Source organism: Leucobacter sp. OLIS6, assembly GCF_002752355.1.
In the GTDB taxonomy this organism is placed as follows: Bacteria; Actinomycetota; Actinomycetes; order Actinomycetales; family Microbacteriaceae; genus Leucobacter.
In genome coordinates this window covers 199,961-215,165 of record NZ_MRAV01000014.1, presented here as the reverse complement: position 1 = coordinate 215,165, position 15,205 = coordinate 199,961, and the positions used below count along the sequence as shown (strand labels likewise).

Below are 15,205 nucleotides of genomic sequence, written 5' to 3'. Positions count from 1 at the left end.
TTCAGGTTTTCCGAAAATCAAATAGCATAAACCGCATATCGTTTTCGTATGGTCACATTCCCGTGACGAAATTCATTTCTCGCAGAAATACTCCCATAGAATCTGCGCATGCCCGAACGAGATTCATCACGCCCGTCTCGCATGCATTCCACCGGAGTCCGCACGACGAAACCGCGGAGCCTCGGAGGGGTGCTCGCGAGCCTGCTCGGCGCCATCGCCATGAGCGTCGTAGCCGGCGTGCTGCTCACCGCAGCCATCACCCCGGTCGTCGCGCTCACCGGAGCCGGAGCGACCTCGGCGATCAAGATCTTCGAGAACCTGCCGGATCACCTCAACCCCGGTGAGCTCGCCCAGCCCTCGACCCTCTACGCCAAGAAGGGCGGCAAGACCGTCCAGTTGGCGACCTTTTACGACCAGGACCGCAGGACGGTGCCCTGGGACGCCATCTCCCAGTACGTGAAGGACGCGGTCGTCGCCGAGGAGGACCCGCGCTTCTATTCGCACGGCGGGGTCGACATCATCTCGACCGGTCGAGCGATCCTGCAGAACCTCGCGAAGAAGAACATCTCCGGCGCCTCGACGGTGTCGATGCAGTACGTGCGCAACGTGCTGATCCAGGAGTCGCAGGCGATCATCGACGAGAAGAAGCGCAAGGCCGCCTACAACGACGCGATGAAGCAGACCGCCGATCGCAAGCTCAAGGAGATGAAGCTCGCGATCAGCATCGAGAAGAAGTACTCGAAGGATGAGATCCTCCTCGGCTACCTCAACATCGCGCTGTTCGGCCGCCAGGTCTACGGCATCGAGTCGGCAGCCCGGTACTTCTACGGCAAGTCGGCGAAGGATGTCACCCTCGCGGAGGCGGCGAGCCTCGTCGCGATCGTGAACAACCCGGCGCAGCTGCAGATCGACCTGCCCGAGAATGTGGCGCGGAACACCGAGCGCCGCAACAAGATCCTCGGCTCCATGCTCCGCCATGGCAAGATCACGCAAGCCCAGTACGACGAGGCGAAGGCGACCCCGGTCACGCCGAAGATCACTCCGCGCCGGCCGGGCTGCTCGGTCGCCGAGGGCAACTACGGTCTCGGCCACTTCTGCGACTACGTCCAGCGCTACATCCGCAACGACCCGAGCTTCGGCGCGACGGCCGAGGAGCGCATGTTCAAGTTCCGCCGCGGCGGCTACCAGATCATGACCACCATCGACCTCGACATGCAGGCGGCGGGCCTCCGGGCGATGCACGACACCGTGCCGCAGCGGATCGACGGGATCGACGCCGGCGGTGCCAGCTCCTCGGTGCAGGTCGACACCGGCAAGGTGCTCGCCATGGTGCAGAGCCGACCGTTCAGCGACGACGGCGACTTCCTCAAGAAGCACCCGACCTACACGAGCATCAACTGGAACACCGATTTCGAGTACGGCGGATCGAACGGATTCCAGGTCGGCTCGACGTTCAAGCCGATCACGCTGACCCAGTGGCTCAAGAGCGGGAACTCCGTGCGGGACGTCCTCAACGTCAACGGCCGCACCGTGCTGCAGCAGTCCTTCCGCGCCTCGTGCATGACCGATGGCGTCTACAGCTACGGACCGTGGACCTTCTCGAACGACAACCTCGGCATCCGCGGTACGCAATCGGTGCGGACCACGATCGCGAATTCGATCAACGGCGGCGTCGTCTCGATGGCGCAGAAGCTCGACCTGTGCGAGATCTTCCAGACCGCGAAGGATCTCGGCATTCACCGCGCATCGGACCTCCCGAAGAGCGAAGAGGATCCGAAGAAGCCGTTCGTCCCGACCCTCACCGGCAGCTTCCGCGATCTTTCGATGGTGCCCTCGAACACCTTCGCGGGCGTCGACGAGATCGCCCCGATCACCATGGCATCCGCCTACGCCGCGTTCGCCGGCGGCGGCAAGGTCTGCACGCCCGTGCCGATCGAGTCGATCACGGGCCCCGACGGCAAGCCCGTCGACTTCACCAAGAGCAAGTGCACCAACGCGATCTCGCCCGAGGTCGCCGCGGGCGTCGCCTACACGCTGCAGTACACGGTGACCAACGGCCTCGCGAGTCACGCGGCCTCCTCCACCGGCGTCCCGCACCTGGCGAAGACCGGCACCACCGACGACGTGGTCGACAACTGGACCGTGGGCGCCAGCACCAAGGTCGCGACGGCGACCTGGGTGGGCAACGTGGGTCCGACGTGCGCGAACCCGCGCGACGCGAATACGTGCGAGCGCGTATCGACCCGCTTCTTCGGGAATCTGATGTACGCCGACCAGACCATCTGGCCGGCTCTGATGAACGAGGCCGATCGGAAGTATGGGGGTGACGCGTTCCCCGAACCCTCGGAGTCCGCACTCCGCATCACCACCCAGCAGGTGCCCGATGTCACCGGGAAGTCCGTCGAGCAGGCGACGAGCGCGCTCACCGCTGCGGGCTTCACCGTGGTCGACGGCGGAACCACCGATTCCGCGGTTGCGAAGGGCATGGTCGCCAAGACCGACCCGGCTGCGGGCAGCGCGGTGCAGGCCGGCTCCACGATCTCCCTGATCCGCAGCAGCGGGAACCTCGCCAAGGTGCCCGACGGGCTGACCGGACGGACCGGCGCAGACGCTCAGAGCGCCCTCGCCGGCGCCGGATTCACGAAGGTCGTGCTGCAGTGCGACACGGGAAGCGGCAAGCCCGACCCCGGCAAGGACACCGTCAAGTCGGTCAGCCCCGGCAGCGGCAAGGAAGCGAAACAGAGCTCCCAGATCACGCTGACCCTCAGCTGCGGACGGTGACCGGGGCCGTCGGGGCGAGTGCGACGGCACCGCCCCGACGGCGATCAGCCCTGCCGGTCCGCGTCGACGCCCGGCTCACGGCGGCCCAGCAGGCGTGCCCGGTGCTTCTCGGGCAACGCCTGCGCCACCTGCGTCACCCCGCGCACGATATCGCGCCGACGACGGCTGCTGAGCCCGTTCCACCAGGAGTCGGCGCTGCGCGGACCGGATTCGATGGCATCGTCGTCGGAGTCGAGGCCGAAGCGTTCGGACAGGTCGGCGACGAACGCCTCGCGCCGGAGCCGATCCGCGCGTCGCACGTTGCGCTGCAGCGCCTTGAAGGTCGCCGCGCACATGAGGATCATGATCACGCTGAACGGGAGGGCGATGGTCACGGCGAGGGTCTGGATCGCCGACAGCCCGCCCGCGAGCAGGAGCGCCGCGGCGAGGGCGGCCGTCGCGAGCGTGAAGAACACGCGGATCCAGTTGCGCGGCTCCGCGTCGCCGCCCGTGGCCAGCATCGCCATGACGAGCGAACCCGAGTCGGACGAGGTGATGAAGAAGATCGCCGAGAGCACGATCGCGCCCACCACGAGCACACCGCCCGCGGGCAGTTGCTCGAGCACTTGGAAGAGCGCGGAGTTCGCGTCGACGGCGCCCCCGGCGCCGATCACCGAGGTGTATCCGGCCGGCCGGAACATCTCGTTGAAGATCGCGGTTCCCCCGAGCACCCCGAACCAGACGAACGTGACAAGCGCGGGCACGAGGATGACGCCGAGGATGAACTCCCGAACCGTGCGGCCGCGCGAGATGCGCGCGATGAACACGCCCACGAACGGCGCCCAGCTCATCCACCAGCCCCAGTAGAAGGTCGACCAGGAGGCCTGCCACTCGGCGCCGGCGCTTCCGGTGAACGCCGAGGTGTCGGTCGACATCCCGAGCCAGTTCTGCAGGTAGTGCCCGATGGACTGGAGGATCTCCTTCGCCAGGAATTGCGTGGGGCCGACGATGAGCACGAAGAGCAGGAGTCCGCCGGCGAGGACCAGGTTGATGTTCGAGAGCCACTTCATGCCCCGCGAGACGCCCGAAAGCACCGACCACAGCACGAAGCAGGTCACGACGCCGATGATCGCGTACTCGATCCAGTGGTTGTCCTCCGCGATCACCCCGAGCGCCTGCAGGCCCGCACTGATCTGGGTCACCCCCAGGCCGAGCGAGGTCGCGACGCCGAACACCGTGCCGACGAGCGCGATCACGTCGATCGCGTTGCCCCACCCGCCGCGGGTCGCCTTCTCGCCGATGAGCGGCTCCAGAGCCCAGCGCACGGCGAGCGGACGCCCGCGGCGGTGGATCGCGTGCGCGAGCGCGAGCCCGACGACCACGTAGATCGCCCAGGGCTGGAATCCCCAGTGCAGGAACGTCGTCGACATCGCCTCCTGCGCCAGCGCGCCCGGCTGCAGGTTCTGGTCGGCGAGCGAGGGCTTCGGGGTCGCGAAGTGCTTGAGCGGCTCGGTCACGCCGTAGAACACGAGGCCGATGCCCATGCCCGCCGCGAAGAGCAGGGCGAACCAGCTCATCAGCGAGAACTCGGGCTCGTGCTCCGGACGGCCCAGCTTCACGTTGCCCTTCCGAGAGAACCCGAGGTAGGCGCAGAAGAGCACGAAACCGAACGAGAGCAGCACGTACCACCAGCTGAAGTTCGCGATGATCGCGCTCTGCACCGCTCCGATTCCGGCGTTCATGGCCTCGGGGTTCACGAGGGTGGCCGCGACGAACGCGACGACCACGATCGCCGTGGGCCAGAACACCCAGCGCGCGATACCCGACCGCGATCCGCTCGAGTCGGGTGTGGACGGGGGCTGATGCTCCGAGGACATGCTTCGACGGTAGCGATGCACCGGTTCGACCGGCAACTTCGGGTGCGGAATGGCGAGGACCCTGCGATCATCGGTCCATGACCAGCTTCATCGCGCACACCACGATCGACTGCCACGACGCGTATGCGCTGTCGGAGTGGTGGAAGCGGCTGCTCGGATACGTCGACCTCGACGACGAACCGAACACAGCGGGCGACGAGGAGTGCATGATTCGGGATCCCGAGACCGGGCATCGGCTCCTGTTCATCGAGGTCCCGGACGCCGAGCTGCCGGCGAAGCGGATCCACTTCGATCTGCGTCCCCGCACCGGCACGCAGGCGGCGGAGATCGAGCGGCTGCTCGGGCTGGGCGCCGTGCAGGTCGCCGATCAGCGCGGCATCGCCGGGCCGGGCAGCGGCTGGGTCGTGCTCGCGGATCCCGAGGGCAACCAGTTCTGCGTGCTGCTCTCCGTCGAGGAACGCGCGGCGTACCTGGCGGCGCACTGACCCGCCGGTCGGACCGGTCAGACCAGCCGCACCGGTTCCCGCGCGGGACTCACTCGGCAGTGTCGGTGCCGCGCTCCACGAGTTCGGCGAGGGCCGCCGTGACCGCGCCCCAGCCGTCGAAGAAGCCGAGTTCCTCGTGCCTGGCGCGATCCACGGGATCCCCGTGCCGCACGACCGCTCGGTAGGCCGTCCCCTCGGGGTGCTCGCCGAAGAGGATCTCGGCCGTCATCGCCACCGGTGCGGGTTCCGCGGGGTGCCAGCTGCTGGTGATGGCGTTCGTGAAGACCAGTCGGCTCCCCGCTTCGAGCAGCAGGAAGATGCCGTCGGTATGCGGCACGAAGTCCTCGCCGTCGTCGCTCATGCTGGTGACGAAGGCACCGCCGGGGCGCGGATCGAATCGATCGATGCGCGCGACCGTCGGGGCCGGCACCCACCACTGCGCGAGCTGCAGCGGATCGGTCCACGCCTGCCAGACCCGCTCACGTGGAGCTCGGATCACGCGCTCGATGCTGAGGTCCCGTTCGGGATCGAGGTGCTGGTTCATGATGACTCCTCCTGCTCGGTGGTGCGGCCGGTCTGGCGATCGGTGACGAATGCTTCGAGCCGGTCCGTCCGACCGGACCAGAGTTCGCGCTGCTCGGCGAGCCAGTCGTCGACCAGCGCGAGCCGTTCGCGGTTCAGCACACAGCTGCGCACCCGCCCGGTCTTGCTGGTGCGGATCACTCCGCTCGATTCGAGGGCGCGCACGTGCTTCATGAACGACGGCAGCGTCATCTCGAACGGACGGGCGAGCTCGCCCACGCTCGCGGGTCCGCGCCCGAGACGACGTATGATCCGACGCCGCGTCGGGTCGGCGAGCGCGAGCAGAACCGCGTCCAGATCATCCCGATAGTGTGCCATGTAGCTAACTATCTCACGCGGGCGGCGGATCCACCAGGGCCGACCCGATATCGGCGTTCCCGCTCGCGGGCCCAACCCCGTCGAGACCGGCCCGAGCGAAGCCCGAGATCGCGTCGAGCACGGCGTCCGCGGCGAGGATCCGCGCGTGCCCCAGCCCCTCGGTCCGCAGGAGCCGTGCGCGATCCCCGTGCACCTCGCGGAGGCGCAGCGCATCCCGGTCGGCGAGGCGCCGATCCCCGCGGTCGTGCGCGAGCAGCAGTTCGGTCCCGGCGGGCAGCGGATCCCGTGCCGCGTCGTAGCGCCGCACGAGCTCCGCCTCATCGACGCCGAGCCGACTCCGAAATCGCTCACGCAGACGATCCGCGCTGGCGCTCGGCAGCCGGAAATCACTCACGAAGGCCTCCACGAAGGCCTCGGGGCTCGCCGCGCCCGCCACCACCGCCACCCGCGGCGTCGGCAGCGTCGATCGGGCGAGCGTCAGCGCGGCGAGGGATCCGAACGAGTGCCCGACGAGCAGATCGAAGGACCCGTGGCGCTCGGCGAGCGCCTCCGCTGCGGCGATCCAGTCACGCACGTCGGCGTGCCGGCCCGAAGAATCCCCGTGAGCCGGCGCATCGAAGGCGATCACGCGGAAGCCGTCCCCCACCAGCCGCTCGACCAGCGGAGCGAACTGCGAAGCCCGCCCCTTCCAGCCGTGGAGCAGCAGCACGGAGCGCTCCCCCGCTCCCCACTCGAAGACCACCGCATCGCCCCCGGGCAGACGCAGCGCGCCCCTGCGAGCGGACTCGTGCACCGGTCGCATCGAATCGCGCACCCGCATGCGCGGCGCGGTCGAGAAGAACGCGCGATAGGCCAGGTCGCCCCCGAGCCGCGGCGACACCCGCGACACCCCGCGGATCCCTCCCGCGACGAGCTCGATCATGGATGACACAGCACTCTCCTCCCGCAACAATACGAACGATCATGCCTATAGTAAGCGAACGTTCGTTCGTATACTCGAATTCATGATCGATCGTGTCGAAGCAGACGGACGCCGTGCCCGCGGCAACGCGTCCCGCAGCGTCATCCTCGAGCGCGCCACCGACCTCGCCTCGGTCGACGGCCTCGACGGCCTCACCATTGGCCGGCTCGCGGAAGCCGCCGGAAGCAGCAAGAGCAGCATCGCCACCCTCTTCCGCAGCAAGGAGGGGCTGCAGCTCGCGACGGTCGCCGCGGCCCGCGAGATCTTCACCGCACGGATCGTCGAACCGGCTCGCGCCGAGCCGCGCGGCGCGCGCCGACTCGCCGCCCTGCTCGGCAACGCCATGGCCTATTCACGCGACCGCGTCTTCAGCGGCGGATGCTTCTTCGCCGCCACCGCGGCCGACGTCGACTCCAAACCGGGGCCCGTGAGCGACGCCGTCCGCTCTGCACTCGCCGAGTGGTACCGATACCTGGAGCTGCAGGTCGAAGCGGCGATCGCCGGCGGCGAACTCCGGGCGGAATCCGCGTCCGCGCTGAGCTTCGAACTGGTCTCGCTCACCGAGCACGCCAACGCCCGGTCCCTGCTGTTCGGCAGCATCGCGCCCTACGAGGTCGCGGGTCGCGCGCTCCGCGACCGCCTGAGCGCCGCCGGCGCGAGTCCGGAAGCGCTCGAGCTGCTCCGTCGCTGACACCCGGATCCGAGCGGCTCAGGCGAGCTGTTCCCAGAGCACCGCGCCGACGATCACGGCGATGAGCACCGCGCCGGCTACCGCGGCGATCCGACGGCGCCGCACCGATGCCGAGGCCCGCATCCCCGCTTCCGCCCGGCGCGTCGGCTCCGCGGCATCGCCGAGCGCGCGCCGCGCCGCGGGAACCACCCAGCGATAGCTGCGCAGCGCGTCGCCGTGCCGTCCGAGATCCGCCGCGCACTCCGCCATGCCGATCCCAGCCTCCACGACGGCCGGATGCGCGGTCCCGGTCTCGGGCTCCGCGGTCTCCGCCGCGCGGGCGTAGGCGCGGATCGCCGCATCGAGGCGCCCGTTGCCGCGCAGGCGGTCCCCCAGCGAGAGCCGCATCCGCGCGAGATTCTCCGGGGTCTGACCCGCGCCCTCCGCGACCCGGATCGCCCGCTCCTGCGCGTCGGTCATCTCGTCGAACCGTCCGGCCGCCGACAGCACGGCGCTGAACCGATCGAGCGCTCCGGCGAGCACGAAGCGGTCGTGCGGGAACGCCTCCTCGACCCGGGGAAGGAGCTCGGCGTACGCCGCGATCGCCGCGTCCGTGTCCCCGCCTCGTGCGAGCGCCTCGGCCACATCGAGTTCGCGCCGGACCCGCCGCGTCGTGTCCTCGCCCGCGCTCCCCATCCGACCTCCCGATTCGCGCGCCCATCCGCTGCCGGAATGCTACCGCCCCCTGCCGATCACCCCGGCGCTTCTGTAGGGTGAAGGCATGCTCGACGTTTCGCCAGAGGCCTTCGAGGCCCTCGTGTCCGACGGACTCGACAGCCTGCACGAGGACATGCTCTCCGAGCTCGACAACGTCATCTTCCTGATCGAGGATCGCCCCGAGGATGGCAGCGATCTGCTCGGCGTCTACGAGGGGTTCTCCCTCGCCGAGCGCGAACGCTACGGGTACGGCGAAGAGCCCGATCGCATCATCCTGTTCCGCGAGAACCTGCTCGAGCACTGCGCCGATCAGGACGAACTGGTCCACGAGATCCGCGTGACCCTGGTGCACGAGATCGCCCACTTCTACGGCATCGACGAAGAGCGCATCCACGAGCTGGGGTGGGGTTGATGGTCGCCACCGAGACCCAGCCGGACAGCGGCGTCGGCACCGATCAGGAGCTGCACCGCGCGGCCGCGCCCGAGCACCCCTGGCAGACGGTGGTCTGGGACGATCCGGTCAACCTCATGTCCTACGTCTCGTACGTCTTCCGCTCGCACTTCGGGTTCTCGACCGAGCGCGCCGAAGAGCTGATGCTGCGCGTGCACCACGACGGCAGTGCGGTCGTGGCCGAAGGGGGCCGGGAGGCCATGGAGATGCACGTCGAGGCGATGCACGGCTACGGACTGTGGGCCACAGTTCGCAAGGAGGGCGCCTCGTGAGGCTGCTGCCCGTGCCCGAGGGCGTGCGCCTCGGACTCGATCCGGACGAGGCGCAGCTGCTCGACCAGCTGGTGAGCCAGCTGATCGCGCTGCTGCAGAGCCACAGTAAGACGGCGCTCGACCCCGATCCCCTGTTCGCCAGCCTCGAGGTCGGCGGCAGCGAAGTCCTGCCCGAGGACCCGGCGCTGGCTCGCCTGTTCCCCGACGCCTACGAGGGCGGCGGCAACGCCTCGGCGTTCCGCCGGGTCACCGAGCAGGGTCTCCTCAACCGCAAGCTCCAGGATGCGCTGACGGTCACCTCCGAGCTCGGCCCGGGGAGCGACCCCGACGACCCCGCTCCGGTGACCCTCGAGATCACCGAGGCGACCTTCCCCGCGTGGATCCGCACGCTGACGGCGCTGCGGCTCGCCATGGCCGCGCGCGTGGGCCTCGAGATCGAAGAGGACCACGATCGCCTGCTCGAAGACGAAGAGTCGCGCGGCACTGTGCTGGTCTACGACTGGCTCGCCGCGATCCTGGAGTCCCTGCTGCGCACCATGGAGCGCAGCTGAGCCGCGATCACGCCGGTGGTTCGAGCGAGCGCGCGTCGACCACCTGCCCCCGCCCGGTGAGCAGGCGCGCCGAGGTCAGCTGGTCGCGACCGAAGCGGCCACGCACCTCGTCGACCGCCTGATCGACCGCGCGCCAGTCGTCGTCGTCGCTCCACAGCCCGGCGGGGTCCGATCCCGCCGCCATCAGCTGCTCGGCGCGGACCCCGATGAGACGCACTGGCCTCAGCGACGCTCCGAGGCCGTCGAGCAGCTCGCACGCGGTGCGGTAGATGCGCTGCGTCGCGTTCGTCGCCTCCGAGAGGGTGCGGGATCGCGTCACCGTCTCGAACGTGTCCCAGCGCACCTTGATGGCGATGGTCCGCGCCTCGGCGCCGTGCTCGCGCAGCCGCTCCGCGGTCCGGGTGGAGAGCCGCAGAAGCTCGCGGTGCAGCACCGCGCGATCCGTCTCGTCGATCGCGAAGGTCTCTTCGTGGCCGATGCTCTTCTCGATGCGCTCGGTCTCGACGGCGCGCGCGTCGCGGCCGTTGGCCAGCGCGTGCAGCTTCAGCGCGGAGGCCCGCCCGACCAGACGTTCCAGGCTCGGCAGCGGCTCGCGGGCGAGCTCCCCGATCGTGCGGATGGCTCGCGACTGGAGCGACCGCGCAGTCGCCTTGCCGACGCCCCACATCGCCTCGACCGGGAGCGGGTGCAGGAACTCGAGCGTGCGCGCCGGCGGAATCTCGAGGATCCCATCGGGCTTCGCCCGTTGGGAAGCGAGCTTGGCGATGAACTTCGTGCCCGCCAGCCCCACCGAGGCCGGCAGGCCGGTCTGCTCGCGCACGCGTGCTCGCAGCTGCCGCGCGATCTCGGTCGGCTCACCGAACAGCTTGAGCGATCCAGCGACGTCGAGGAACGCCTCGTCGATGCTCAGCGGTTCGACGAGCGGCGTGAACTCCTCGAACACCCGCATCACCGCGCGCGAGGCGTCTCGGTACTTGGAGTGCACGGGCGGGATCAGGATCAGCTGCGGGCACAACTGCTTGGCGCGACCGACCGGCATTGCGGATCGGACGCCGAACCGCCGGGCCTCGTAACTGGCGCTCGACACGACGGAGCGAGCCGTATCGAAGGCCACCGCGGTGGGGAGTCCTCGGAGCGCGGGCTGCTCGAGGAGTTCGACCGAGACGAAGAAGGAGTCCATGTCGACGTGCAGCATCGACGCCTGCGCCCGGAGCGCGCTTCCGCCCGGTGCATCGTTCCCCTCCATCACGCTCCCATTCCAGCACAGACCACCGACAACGGCCCCTCCGCGGTTCGCCCGGGCGTGCTAGCCTCGTCCCGATCACGATCGGACGGCAGGAGGTGAGCCCCCATGACCCCAGTACTCGCAGCGGGTGCTTCCCCGGAGTCCACGATCACCCGACCGTAGCGGTCGGGACCGGAGGCACGCGCTCGCATTCGTTCTCGCGAAAGACGACCATCATGCCTCTCTCACTTCCTTCTTCTCCGTTCTCCCCCGATCCTCGCGCGCGCGAATCGGCGCGCGACCGCGCCCTCGTGCTCGGCGGAGGCGGATCCACCGGCAACGCCTGGATGCTCGGCGTCCTCGCCGGGCTCCTGCACGAAGGCGTCGATGCCGCGGCCGCCGAGCTGCTCATCGGCACCTCGGCCGGCGCCACCACCGCCGCGCAGATCTCCTTCCGCTCCCCCCTCGAACTGCACGAGGCCACGATCGCCGATCGCCGGACGGGTACAGCCGGCCCGGCGGGTGCGGCCGGCGCGGCTGGTACAGCCGGCCCGACCGGCATCGGCCGCGCGCCCCGGCCGGCGCATGCCGCCGTCGCAGAACAGCTCGACCGAACTTCCCGGATCATCGCCGCAGCCGCAGATCCTGCGGACATGCGCCGCAGCATGGGAGCGGCGGCGATGCAGCTCGACGGCGCGTCCGATCCGGAACGGAGCGCGCGCTGGCGCACGGTCGTCGCCTCCCGCCTGCCCGATCAACGCTGGCCGGCGCGCGATCTGCGCATCGTCGCCGTCGATGCAGCGGACGGATCCCCGGTCGTCTTCGATCGCGACAGCGGGGTCGGACTCGCCGACGCGGTCGCGGCGAGCTGCGCGAGCGGTGCTCCGCATCACACCTGCGGCCGGTTCTTCATCGACGGCGGATACCGTCGCAACGAGAACGCGGATCTCGCGGTCGGCAGCGAACGGGTGCTCGTACTGTCCCCCTTCGGCGGGCGCACCCGCCACCCGCTCGAATGGCGCATGCAGCTCGCGGCGCAGACTGACGATCTGCGCGCCGCGGGCAGCACCGTCGAGGTCGTCGGGCCCGACGAGGACACCGCGCGACTGATCGGGGCGAACGCGATGGATCCGTCGCTGCGTCCGGACGCGGCCCGGGCCGGGTTCGCGCAGGGGGTGCGGCTGGCCGATCGTCTCGGCGCCTTCTGGAACTGAGCACGCGAACGGCCCGCCCGGATCCTTCGGGATCCGGGCGGGCCGTCGGTTCGCGGGTCGGTCCCGCGGCGGCTCCGCCCTATTCGGCCGAGGCGCGCTCGATCACGAGCTCGCGCACGCGGGCCGCATCGGCCTGGCCGCGCATCGCCTTCATGACCGCGCCGATGATCGCGCCTGCGGCCTGAACCTTGCCGTCGCGGATCTTGGCAAGCACATCCGGCTGCTCGGCGAGCGCCGCGTCGACGGCCTCGATCAGCGGGCCGTCGTCCGACACGATCGCGAGGCCGCGGGCGTCGACGATCTGCTGGGCGGTGCCCTCGCCGTCGATGATGCCCGCGATCACCTGGCGCGCCAGCTTGTCGTTGAGGGTGCCCGCGTCGACGAGCTCGACGACCGAGGCGATCTGCGCGGGCGTGATGAGGTCCGCAGGCGCGGCGGAGCGCTCCTTCGCGATGCGGGCGATCTCACCCATCCACCACTTGCGCGCGGCCTGGGCCGGCACGCCGGCGGCGACCGTCGCCTCGATGTCGGTCAGCAGGCCGGCGTTCACGACGTCCTGGAACTCGAGAGCCGAGAACTGCCATTCCTCGCGCAACCGACGACGGCGCAGGGTCGGGTGCTCGGGCAGCGCGGCGCGCAACTCCTCGACCAGCTCGCGCGACGGCGTGAGCGGGGCGAGGTCGGGCTCCGGGAAGTACCGGTAGTCGTCGGCATCGCTCTTGGGACGACCGGGCGAGGTCTCCCCGGTGTCCTCGTGCCAGTGCCGGGTCTCCTGGGTGATGGAGCCGCCCTCGGCGAGGATCAGCGCCTGGCGCTGGATCTCGAAGCGCACCGCGCGCTCGATCGAGCGCAGCGAGTTCACGTTCTTGGTCTCGGTGCGGGTGCCGAGCACCGACATGCCGGCATCCTCGTTGCCGCGGGGGCGCAGCGAGACGTTCGCGTCGCAGCGGATGTTGCCGCGCTCCATGCGCGCGTCCGAGATCCCGAGTGCCACGACGATGTCGCGGATGGTCGACACGTAGGCCGCCGCGATCTCGGGGACATCGGCCTCGCCGCCGAAGATCGGACGCGTGACGATCTCGACCAGGGGAACGCCCGCACGGTTGTAGTCGACGAGCGAGTACTCGGCGCCCTGGATCCGACCGGTGGAGCCGCCGACGTGGTTCAGCTTGCCGGCGTCCTCCTCCATGTGGGCGCGCTCGATGGGCACGTGCACGACGCGACCGGAGGCGAGCTCGATCTCGACCGAGCCGTCGTGCGCGATCGGGTCGTCGTACTGCGAGATCTGGTAGTTCTTGCCCATGTCCGGGTAGAAGTAGTTCTTCCGGGCGAATCCCGAGACCTCGGCGATGCCGCAGCCGAGCGCCAGGCCCAGGCTGATCGAGGAGCGCACGGCCTGCTCGTTGACCACCGGCAGCGAGCCGGGGAGGCCGAGGCAGACGGGGGCGAGGTTGGTGTTCGGCTCGGACCCGAAGACGTTCGGCGCGGTGCTGAACATCTTGGTCTTGGTGTTGAGCTCGACGTGCACCTCGAGACCGATGACCGGCTCGAAGAGTTCGAGGGCGCGGTCGAAGTCCATCAGCTTGGTCTTGGCCATTATGCGCCAGCCTTTCCGGTGAGTGCGGGCGCCTGGGCCCAGAACGGAGCGCCGTCGCGCTCGGCGATCAGCCGCTCGATCGCGGCGCCCGCGCGGTACAGGCGGGCGTCTTCGAACGCGGGGGCCATGAGCTGCAGGCCGACCGGCAGGCCGTCCTCGCTCGCCGTGCCGATGGGCAGGCTGAGCCCCGGGATCCCGGCGAGGTTCGCGGGGATCGTCGTGGCGTCGTTCAGGTAGTCCTGCATGGGGTCTCCGCCGTGCTCCCCGAGCTTCCACGCGGTGGTGGGCGCGGTGGGCGAGGCGATCACGTCGACCTGCGCGAACGCGCTCGCGAAGTCGCGCTGGATCAGCGTGCGGACCTTCTGCGCGCTGCCGTAGTAGGCGTCGTAGTAGCCGGCGGAGAGCGCGTAGGTGCCGAGGATGATGCGGCGCTTGACCTCCGCGCCGAGCCCGGCCTCGCGGGTCGCGCTCATCACGCTCTCGACGGTGCCGCCGCCCTCGGGGGCGACGCGCAGGCCGAAGCGCACGGAGTCGTACTTGGCGAGGTTGCTCGAGGCCTCCGACGGGAGGATCAGGTAGTAGGCGGCGACCGCGTACTCGAAGTGCGGAGCGTCGATCTCGACGATCTCGGCGCCCTGCGCGGTGAGCAGGGCGAGCGCCTGCTCGAAGCTGGCCTTCACGCCGGGCTGCACGCCGTCGATCATCAGCTGCTTCACCACACCGACGCGCAGGCCCTTGAGGCTCGACGGATCGACTCCCCCGCGAGCGGCCGCAGCCATCGAGGGCCACGCGAAGTCGAGCGAGGTCGAGTCGTGCCGGTCGTGGCCGGCGATCACGTCGTGCAGGAGGGCCGTGTCGAGCACGGTGCGCGCGCAGGGGCCGACCTGATCGAGCGAGGAGGCGAGCGCGATCGCGCCGTAGCGGCTGACCCCGCCGTAGGTCGGTTTGGCACCGACGGTGCCCGTGAGCGCGGCCGGCTGGCGGATCGAGCCGCCGGTATCGGAACCGAGTGCGAGCGGAGCTTCGAAGGCGGCCACCGCGGCCGCGGAACCGCCGCCGGATCCGCCGGGCACCCGGTCGAGCGACCACGGGTTGTGGGTGGGGCCGTACGCCGAGTTCTCGGTGGCGGAGCCCATCGCGAACTCGTCCATGTTGGTCTTGCCGATGGAGACGAGACCGGCCGCTCGGGCCTTGGCTACGGTGGTCGCGTCGAACGGCGAACGGTACCCCTCGAGGATCTTCGATCCCGAGGTGGAAGGCATGTCGGTGGTGACGAGCACGTCCTTGACCGCGAGGGGCACACCGGCGAGTTCGCCGAGCGCCTCGCCCGCCGCGCGGCGGGCATCGATGTCGCGGGCGGCGGCCAGGGACACCTCTTCGTCCGTGGCGAGGAAGGCGTGCACCGCACCGTCGACCTCGGCGATGCGGTCGAGGTGGGCACGGGTGGCCTCGACGGACGAGACCTCTCCCGAGGAGATCTTCGCGGCCAGTTCGGCCGCGGTCAGCGTGATCAGATCGTTCATCT

At 69.8% G+C, this 15,205-nt stretch carries 15 protein-coding genes; 7 read left to right on the top strand and 8 right to left on the bottom strand.

What is annotated here, in order from left to right; genetic code table 11:
* The first annotated feature begins 108 nt into the window (after positions 1-108).
* A complete protein-coding gene (locus BMH31_RS11060) occupies positions 109-2,781 on the top strand; it encodes a transglycosylase domain-containing protein (RefSeq protein WP_241898253.1) in 2,673 nt (890 codons plus the stop codon).
* A gap of 44 nt (positions 2,782-2,825) precedes the next feature.
* Here BMH31_RS11060 and BMH31_RS11055 read toward each other — a convergent pair whose 3' ends face one another.
* A complete protein-coding gene (locus BMH31_RS11055; protein ID WP_099725187.1) occupies positions 2,826-4,637 on the bottom strand; it encodes a BCCT family transporter in 1,812 nt (603 codons plus the stop codon).
* Between the two features lie 77 nt (positions 4,638-4,714).
* Here BMH31_RS11055 and BMH31_RS11050 point away from each other — a divergent pair, with 77 nt between their 5' ends.
* Positions 4,715-5,122, top strand: coding sequence for a VOC family protein (locus BMH31_RS11050; protein ID WP_099725188.1), 408 nt, complete (start codon positions 4,715-4,717; stop codon positions 5,120-5,122).
* Positions 5,123-5,171: 49 nt separating this feature from the next.
* Here the strand turns inward: BMH31_RS11050 and BMH31_RS11045 are convergent, their stop codons facing one another.
* Genes BMH31_RS11045 through BMH31_RS11035 form a run of 3 tightly spaced genes read right to left on the bottom strand, consistent with a single transcriptional unit; the run spans position 5,172 to position 6,944 of the window.
* Entirely contained in the window at positions 5,172-5,666 is a 495-nt protein-coding gene (locus BMH31_RS11045; RefSeq protein WP_099725189.1) for an SRPBCC domain-containing protein, read from the bottom strand.
* Positions 5,663-6,022, bottom strand: coding sequence for a helix-turn-helix transcriptional regulator (locus BMH31_RS11040; protein WP_099725190.1), 360 nt, complete (start codon positions 6,020-6,022; stop codon positions 5,663-5,665). Before BMH31_RS11040 ends, BMH31_RS11045 begins: the two co-directional genes overlap by 4 nt.
* Positions 6,023-6,035: 13 nt before the next feature.
* On the bottom strand, positions 6,036-6,944 hold the full coding sequence (locus BMH31_RS11035; protein ID WP_099725191.1) for an alpha/beta fold hydrolase: 909 nt from the start codon (positions 6,942-6,944) through the stop codon (positions 6,036-6,038).
* Between the two features lie 82 nt (positions 6,945-7,026).
* On the opposite strand from BMH31_RS11035, the gene BMH31_RS11030 reads away from it, so the two are divergent.
* Positions 7,027-7,674 (top strand): TetR/AcrR family transcriptional regulator, encoded by a 648-nt coding sequence (locus BMH31_RS11030; RefSeq protein ID WP_099725192.1) that lies wholly within the window; start codon positions 7,027-7,029, stop codon positions 7,672-7,674.
* 18 nt (positions 7,675-7,692) lie between these two features.
* On the opposite strand, the gene BMH31_RS11025 is transcribed toward BMH31_RS11030, so the two are convergent.
* Complete coding sequence (locus tag BMH31_RS11025) at positions 7,693-8,349, bottom strand: tetratricopeptide repeat protein (protein ID WP_099769564.1); 657 nt, start codon at positions 8,347-8,349, stop codon at positions 7,693-7,695.
* An 85-nt stretch (positions 8,350-8,434) separates the two neighbouring features.
* Between BMH31_RS11025 and BMH31_RS11020 the strand changes: the two genes are divergently transcribed.
* The 3 genes from BMH31_RS11020 to BMH31_RS11010 are packed head-to-tail and all read left to right on the top strand — an operon-like array spanning position 8,435 to position 9,644.
* The gene (locus BMH31_RS11020) at positions 8,435-8,782 is read left to right on the top strand and encodes a metallopeptidase family protein (RefSeq protein WP_099725194.1); all 348 of its coding nucleotides are present in this window, start codon (positions 8,435-8,437) and stop codon (positions 8,780-8,782) included.
* The gene (clpS, locus tag BMH31_RS11015) at positions 8,782-9,093 is read left to right on the top strand and encodes an ATP-dependent Clp protease adapter ClpS (RefSeq protein WP_099725195.1); all 312 of its coding nucleotides are present in this window, start codon (positions 8,782-8,784) and stop codon (positions 9,091-9,093) included. Before BMH31_RS11020 ends, clpS begins: the two co-directional genes overlap by 1 nt.
* Entirely contained in the window at positions 9,090-9,644 is a 555-nt protein-coding gene (locus BMH31_RS11010) for a DUF2017 family protein (protein ID WP_099725196.1), read from the top strand. The genes clpS and BMH31_RS11010 overlap by 4 nt, the downstream gene beginning before the upstream one ends.
* Positions 9,645-9,651: 7 nt before the next feature.
* Here BMH31_RS11010 and dinB read toward each other — a convergent pair whose 3' ends face one another.
* On the bottom strand, positions 9,652-10,890 hold the full coding sequence (gene dinB, locus BMH31_RS11005) for a DNA polymerase IV (protein ID WP_099725197.1): 1,239 nt from the start codon (positions 10,888-10,890) through the stop codon (positions 9,652-9,654).
* Between the two features lie 215 nt (positions 10,891-11,105).
* On the opposite strand from dinB, the gene BMH31_RS11000 reads away from it, so the two are divergent.
* Positions 11,106-12,083, top strand: coding sequence for a patatin-like phospholipase family protein (locus BMH31_RS11000; RefSeq protein WP_143469856.1), 978 nt, complete (start codon positions 11,106-11,108; stop codon positions 12,081-12,083).
* 79 nt (positions 12,084-12,162) lie between these two features.
* Here the strand turns inward: BMH31_RS11000 and gatB are convergent, their stop codons facing one another.
* Together gatB and gatA are read right to left on the bottom strand one after the other, a co-directional pair.
* A complete protein-coding gene (gatB, locus tag BMH31_RS10995) occupies positions 12,163-13,680 on the bottom strand; it encodes an Asp-tRNA(Asn)/Glu-tRNA(Gln) amidotransferase subunit GatB (RefSeq protein WP_099725199.1) in 1,518 nt (505 codons plus the stop codon).
* On the bottom strand, positions 13,680-15,203 hold the full coding sequence (gene gatA / locus BMH31_RS10990) for an Asp-tRNA(Asn)/Glu-tRNA(Gln) amidotransferase subunit GatA (RefSeq protein WP_099725200.1): 1,524 nt from the start codon (positions 15,201-15,203) through the stop codon (positions 13,680-13,682). The genes gatB and gatA overlap by 1 nt, the downstream gene beginning before the upstream one ends.
* Positions 15,204-15,205: the final 2 nt, after the last annotated feature.

Bases quoted from the DNA above. Each gene is read 5' to 3' on its own strand.
- BMH31_RS11060 (WP_241898253.1), top strand. From the start codon at position 109: ATGCCCGAACGAGATTCATCACGCCCGTCTCGCATGCATTCCACCGGA.
- BMH31_RS11055 (WP_099725187.1), bottom strand. From the start codon at position 4,637: ATGTCCTCGGAGCATCAGCCCCCGTCCACACCCGACTCGAGCGGATCG.
- BMH31_RS11050 (WP_099725188.1), top strand. From the start codon at position 4,715: ATGACCAGCTTCATCGCGCACACCACGATCGACTGCCACGACGCGTAT.
- BMH31_RS11045 (WP_099725189.1), bottom strand. From the start codon at position 5,666: ATGAACCAGCACCTCGATCCCGAACGGGACCTCAGCATCGAGCGCGTG.
- BMH31_RS11040 (WP_099725190.1), bottom strand. From the start codon at position 6,022: ATGGCACACTATCGGGATGATCTGGACGCGGTTCTGCTCGCGCTCGCC.
- BMH31_RS11035 (WP_099725191.1), bottom strand. From the start codon at position 6,944: ATGATCGAGCTCGTCGCGGGAGGGATCCGCGGGGTGTCGCGGGTGTCG.
- BMH31_RS11030 (WP_099725192.1), top strand. From the start codon at position 7,027: ATGATCGATCGTGTCGAAGCAGACGGACGCCGTGCCCGCGGCAACGCG.
- BMH31_RS11025 (WP_099769564.1), bottom strand. From the start codon at position 8,349: ATGGGGAGCGCGGGCGAGGACACGACGCGGCGGGTCCGGCGCGAACTC.
- BMH31_RS11020 (WP_099725194.1), top strand. From the start codon at position 8,435: ATGCTCGACGTTTCGCCAGAGGCCTTCGAGGCCCTCGTGTCCGACGGA.
- clpS (WP_099725195.1), top strand. From the start codon at position 8,782: ATGGTCGCCACCGAGACCCAGCCGGACAGCGGCGTCGGCACCGATCAG.
- dinB (WP_099725197.1), bottom strand. From the start codon at position 10,890: ATGGAGGGGAACGATGCACCGGGCGGAAGCGCGCTCCGGGCGCAGGCG.
- BMH31_RS11000 (WP_143469856.1), top strand. From the start codon at position 11,106: ATGCCTCTCTCACTTCCTTCTTCTCCGTTCTCCCCCGATCCTCGCGCG.
- gatB (WP_099725199.1), bottom strand. From the start codon at position 13,680: ATGGCCAAGACCAAGCTGATGGACTTCGACCGCGCCCTCGAACTCTTC.
- gatA (WP_099725200.1), bottom strand. From the start codon at position 15,203: ATGAACGATCTGATCACGCTGACCGCGGCCGAACTGGCCGCGAAGATC.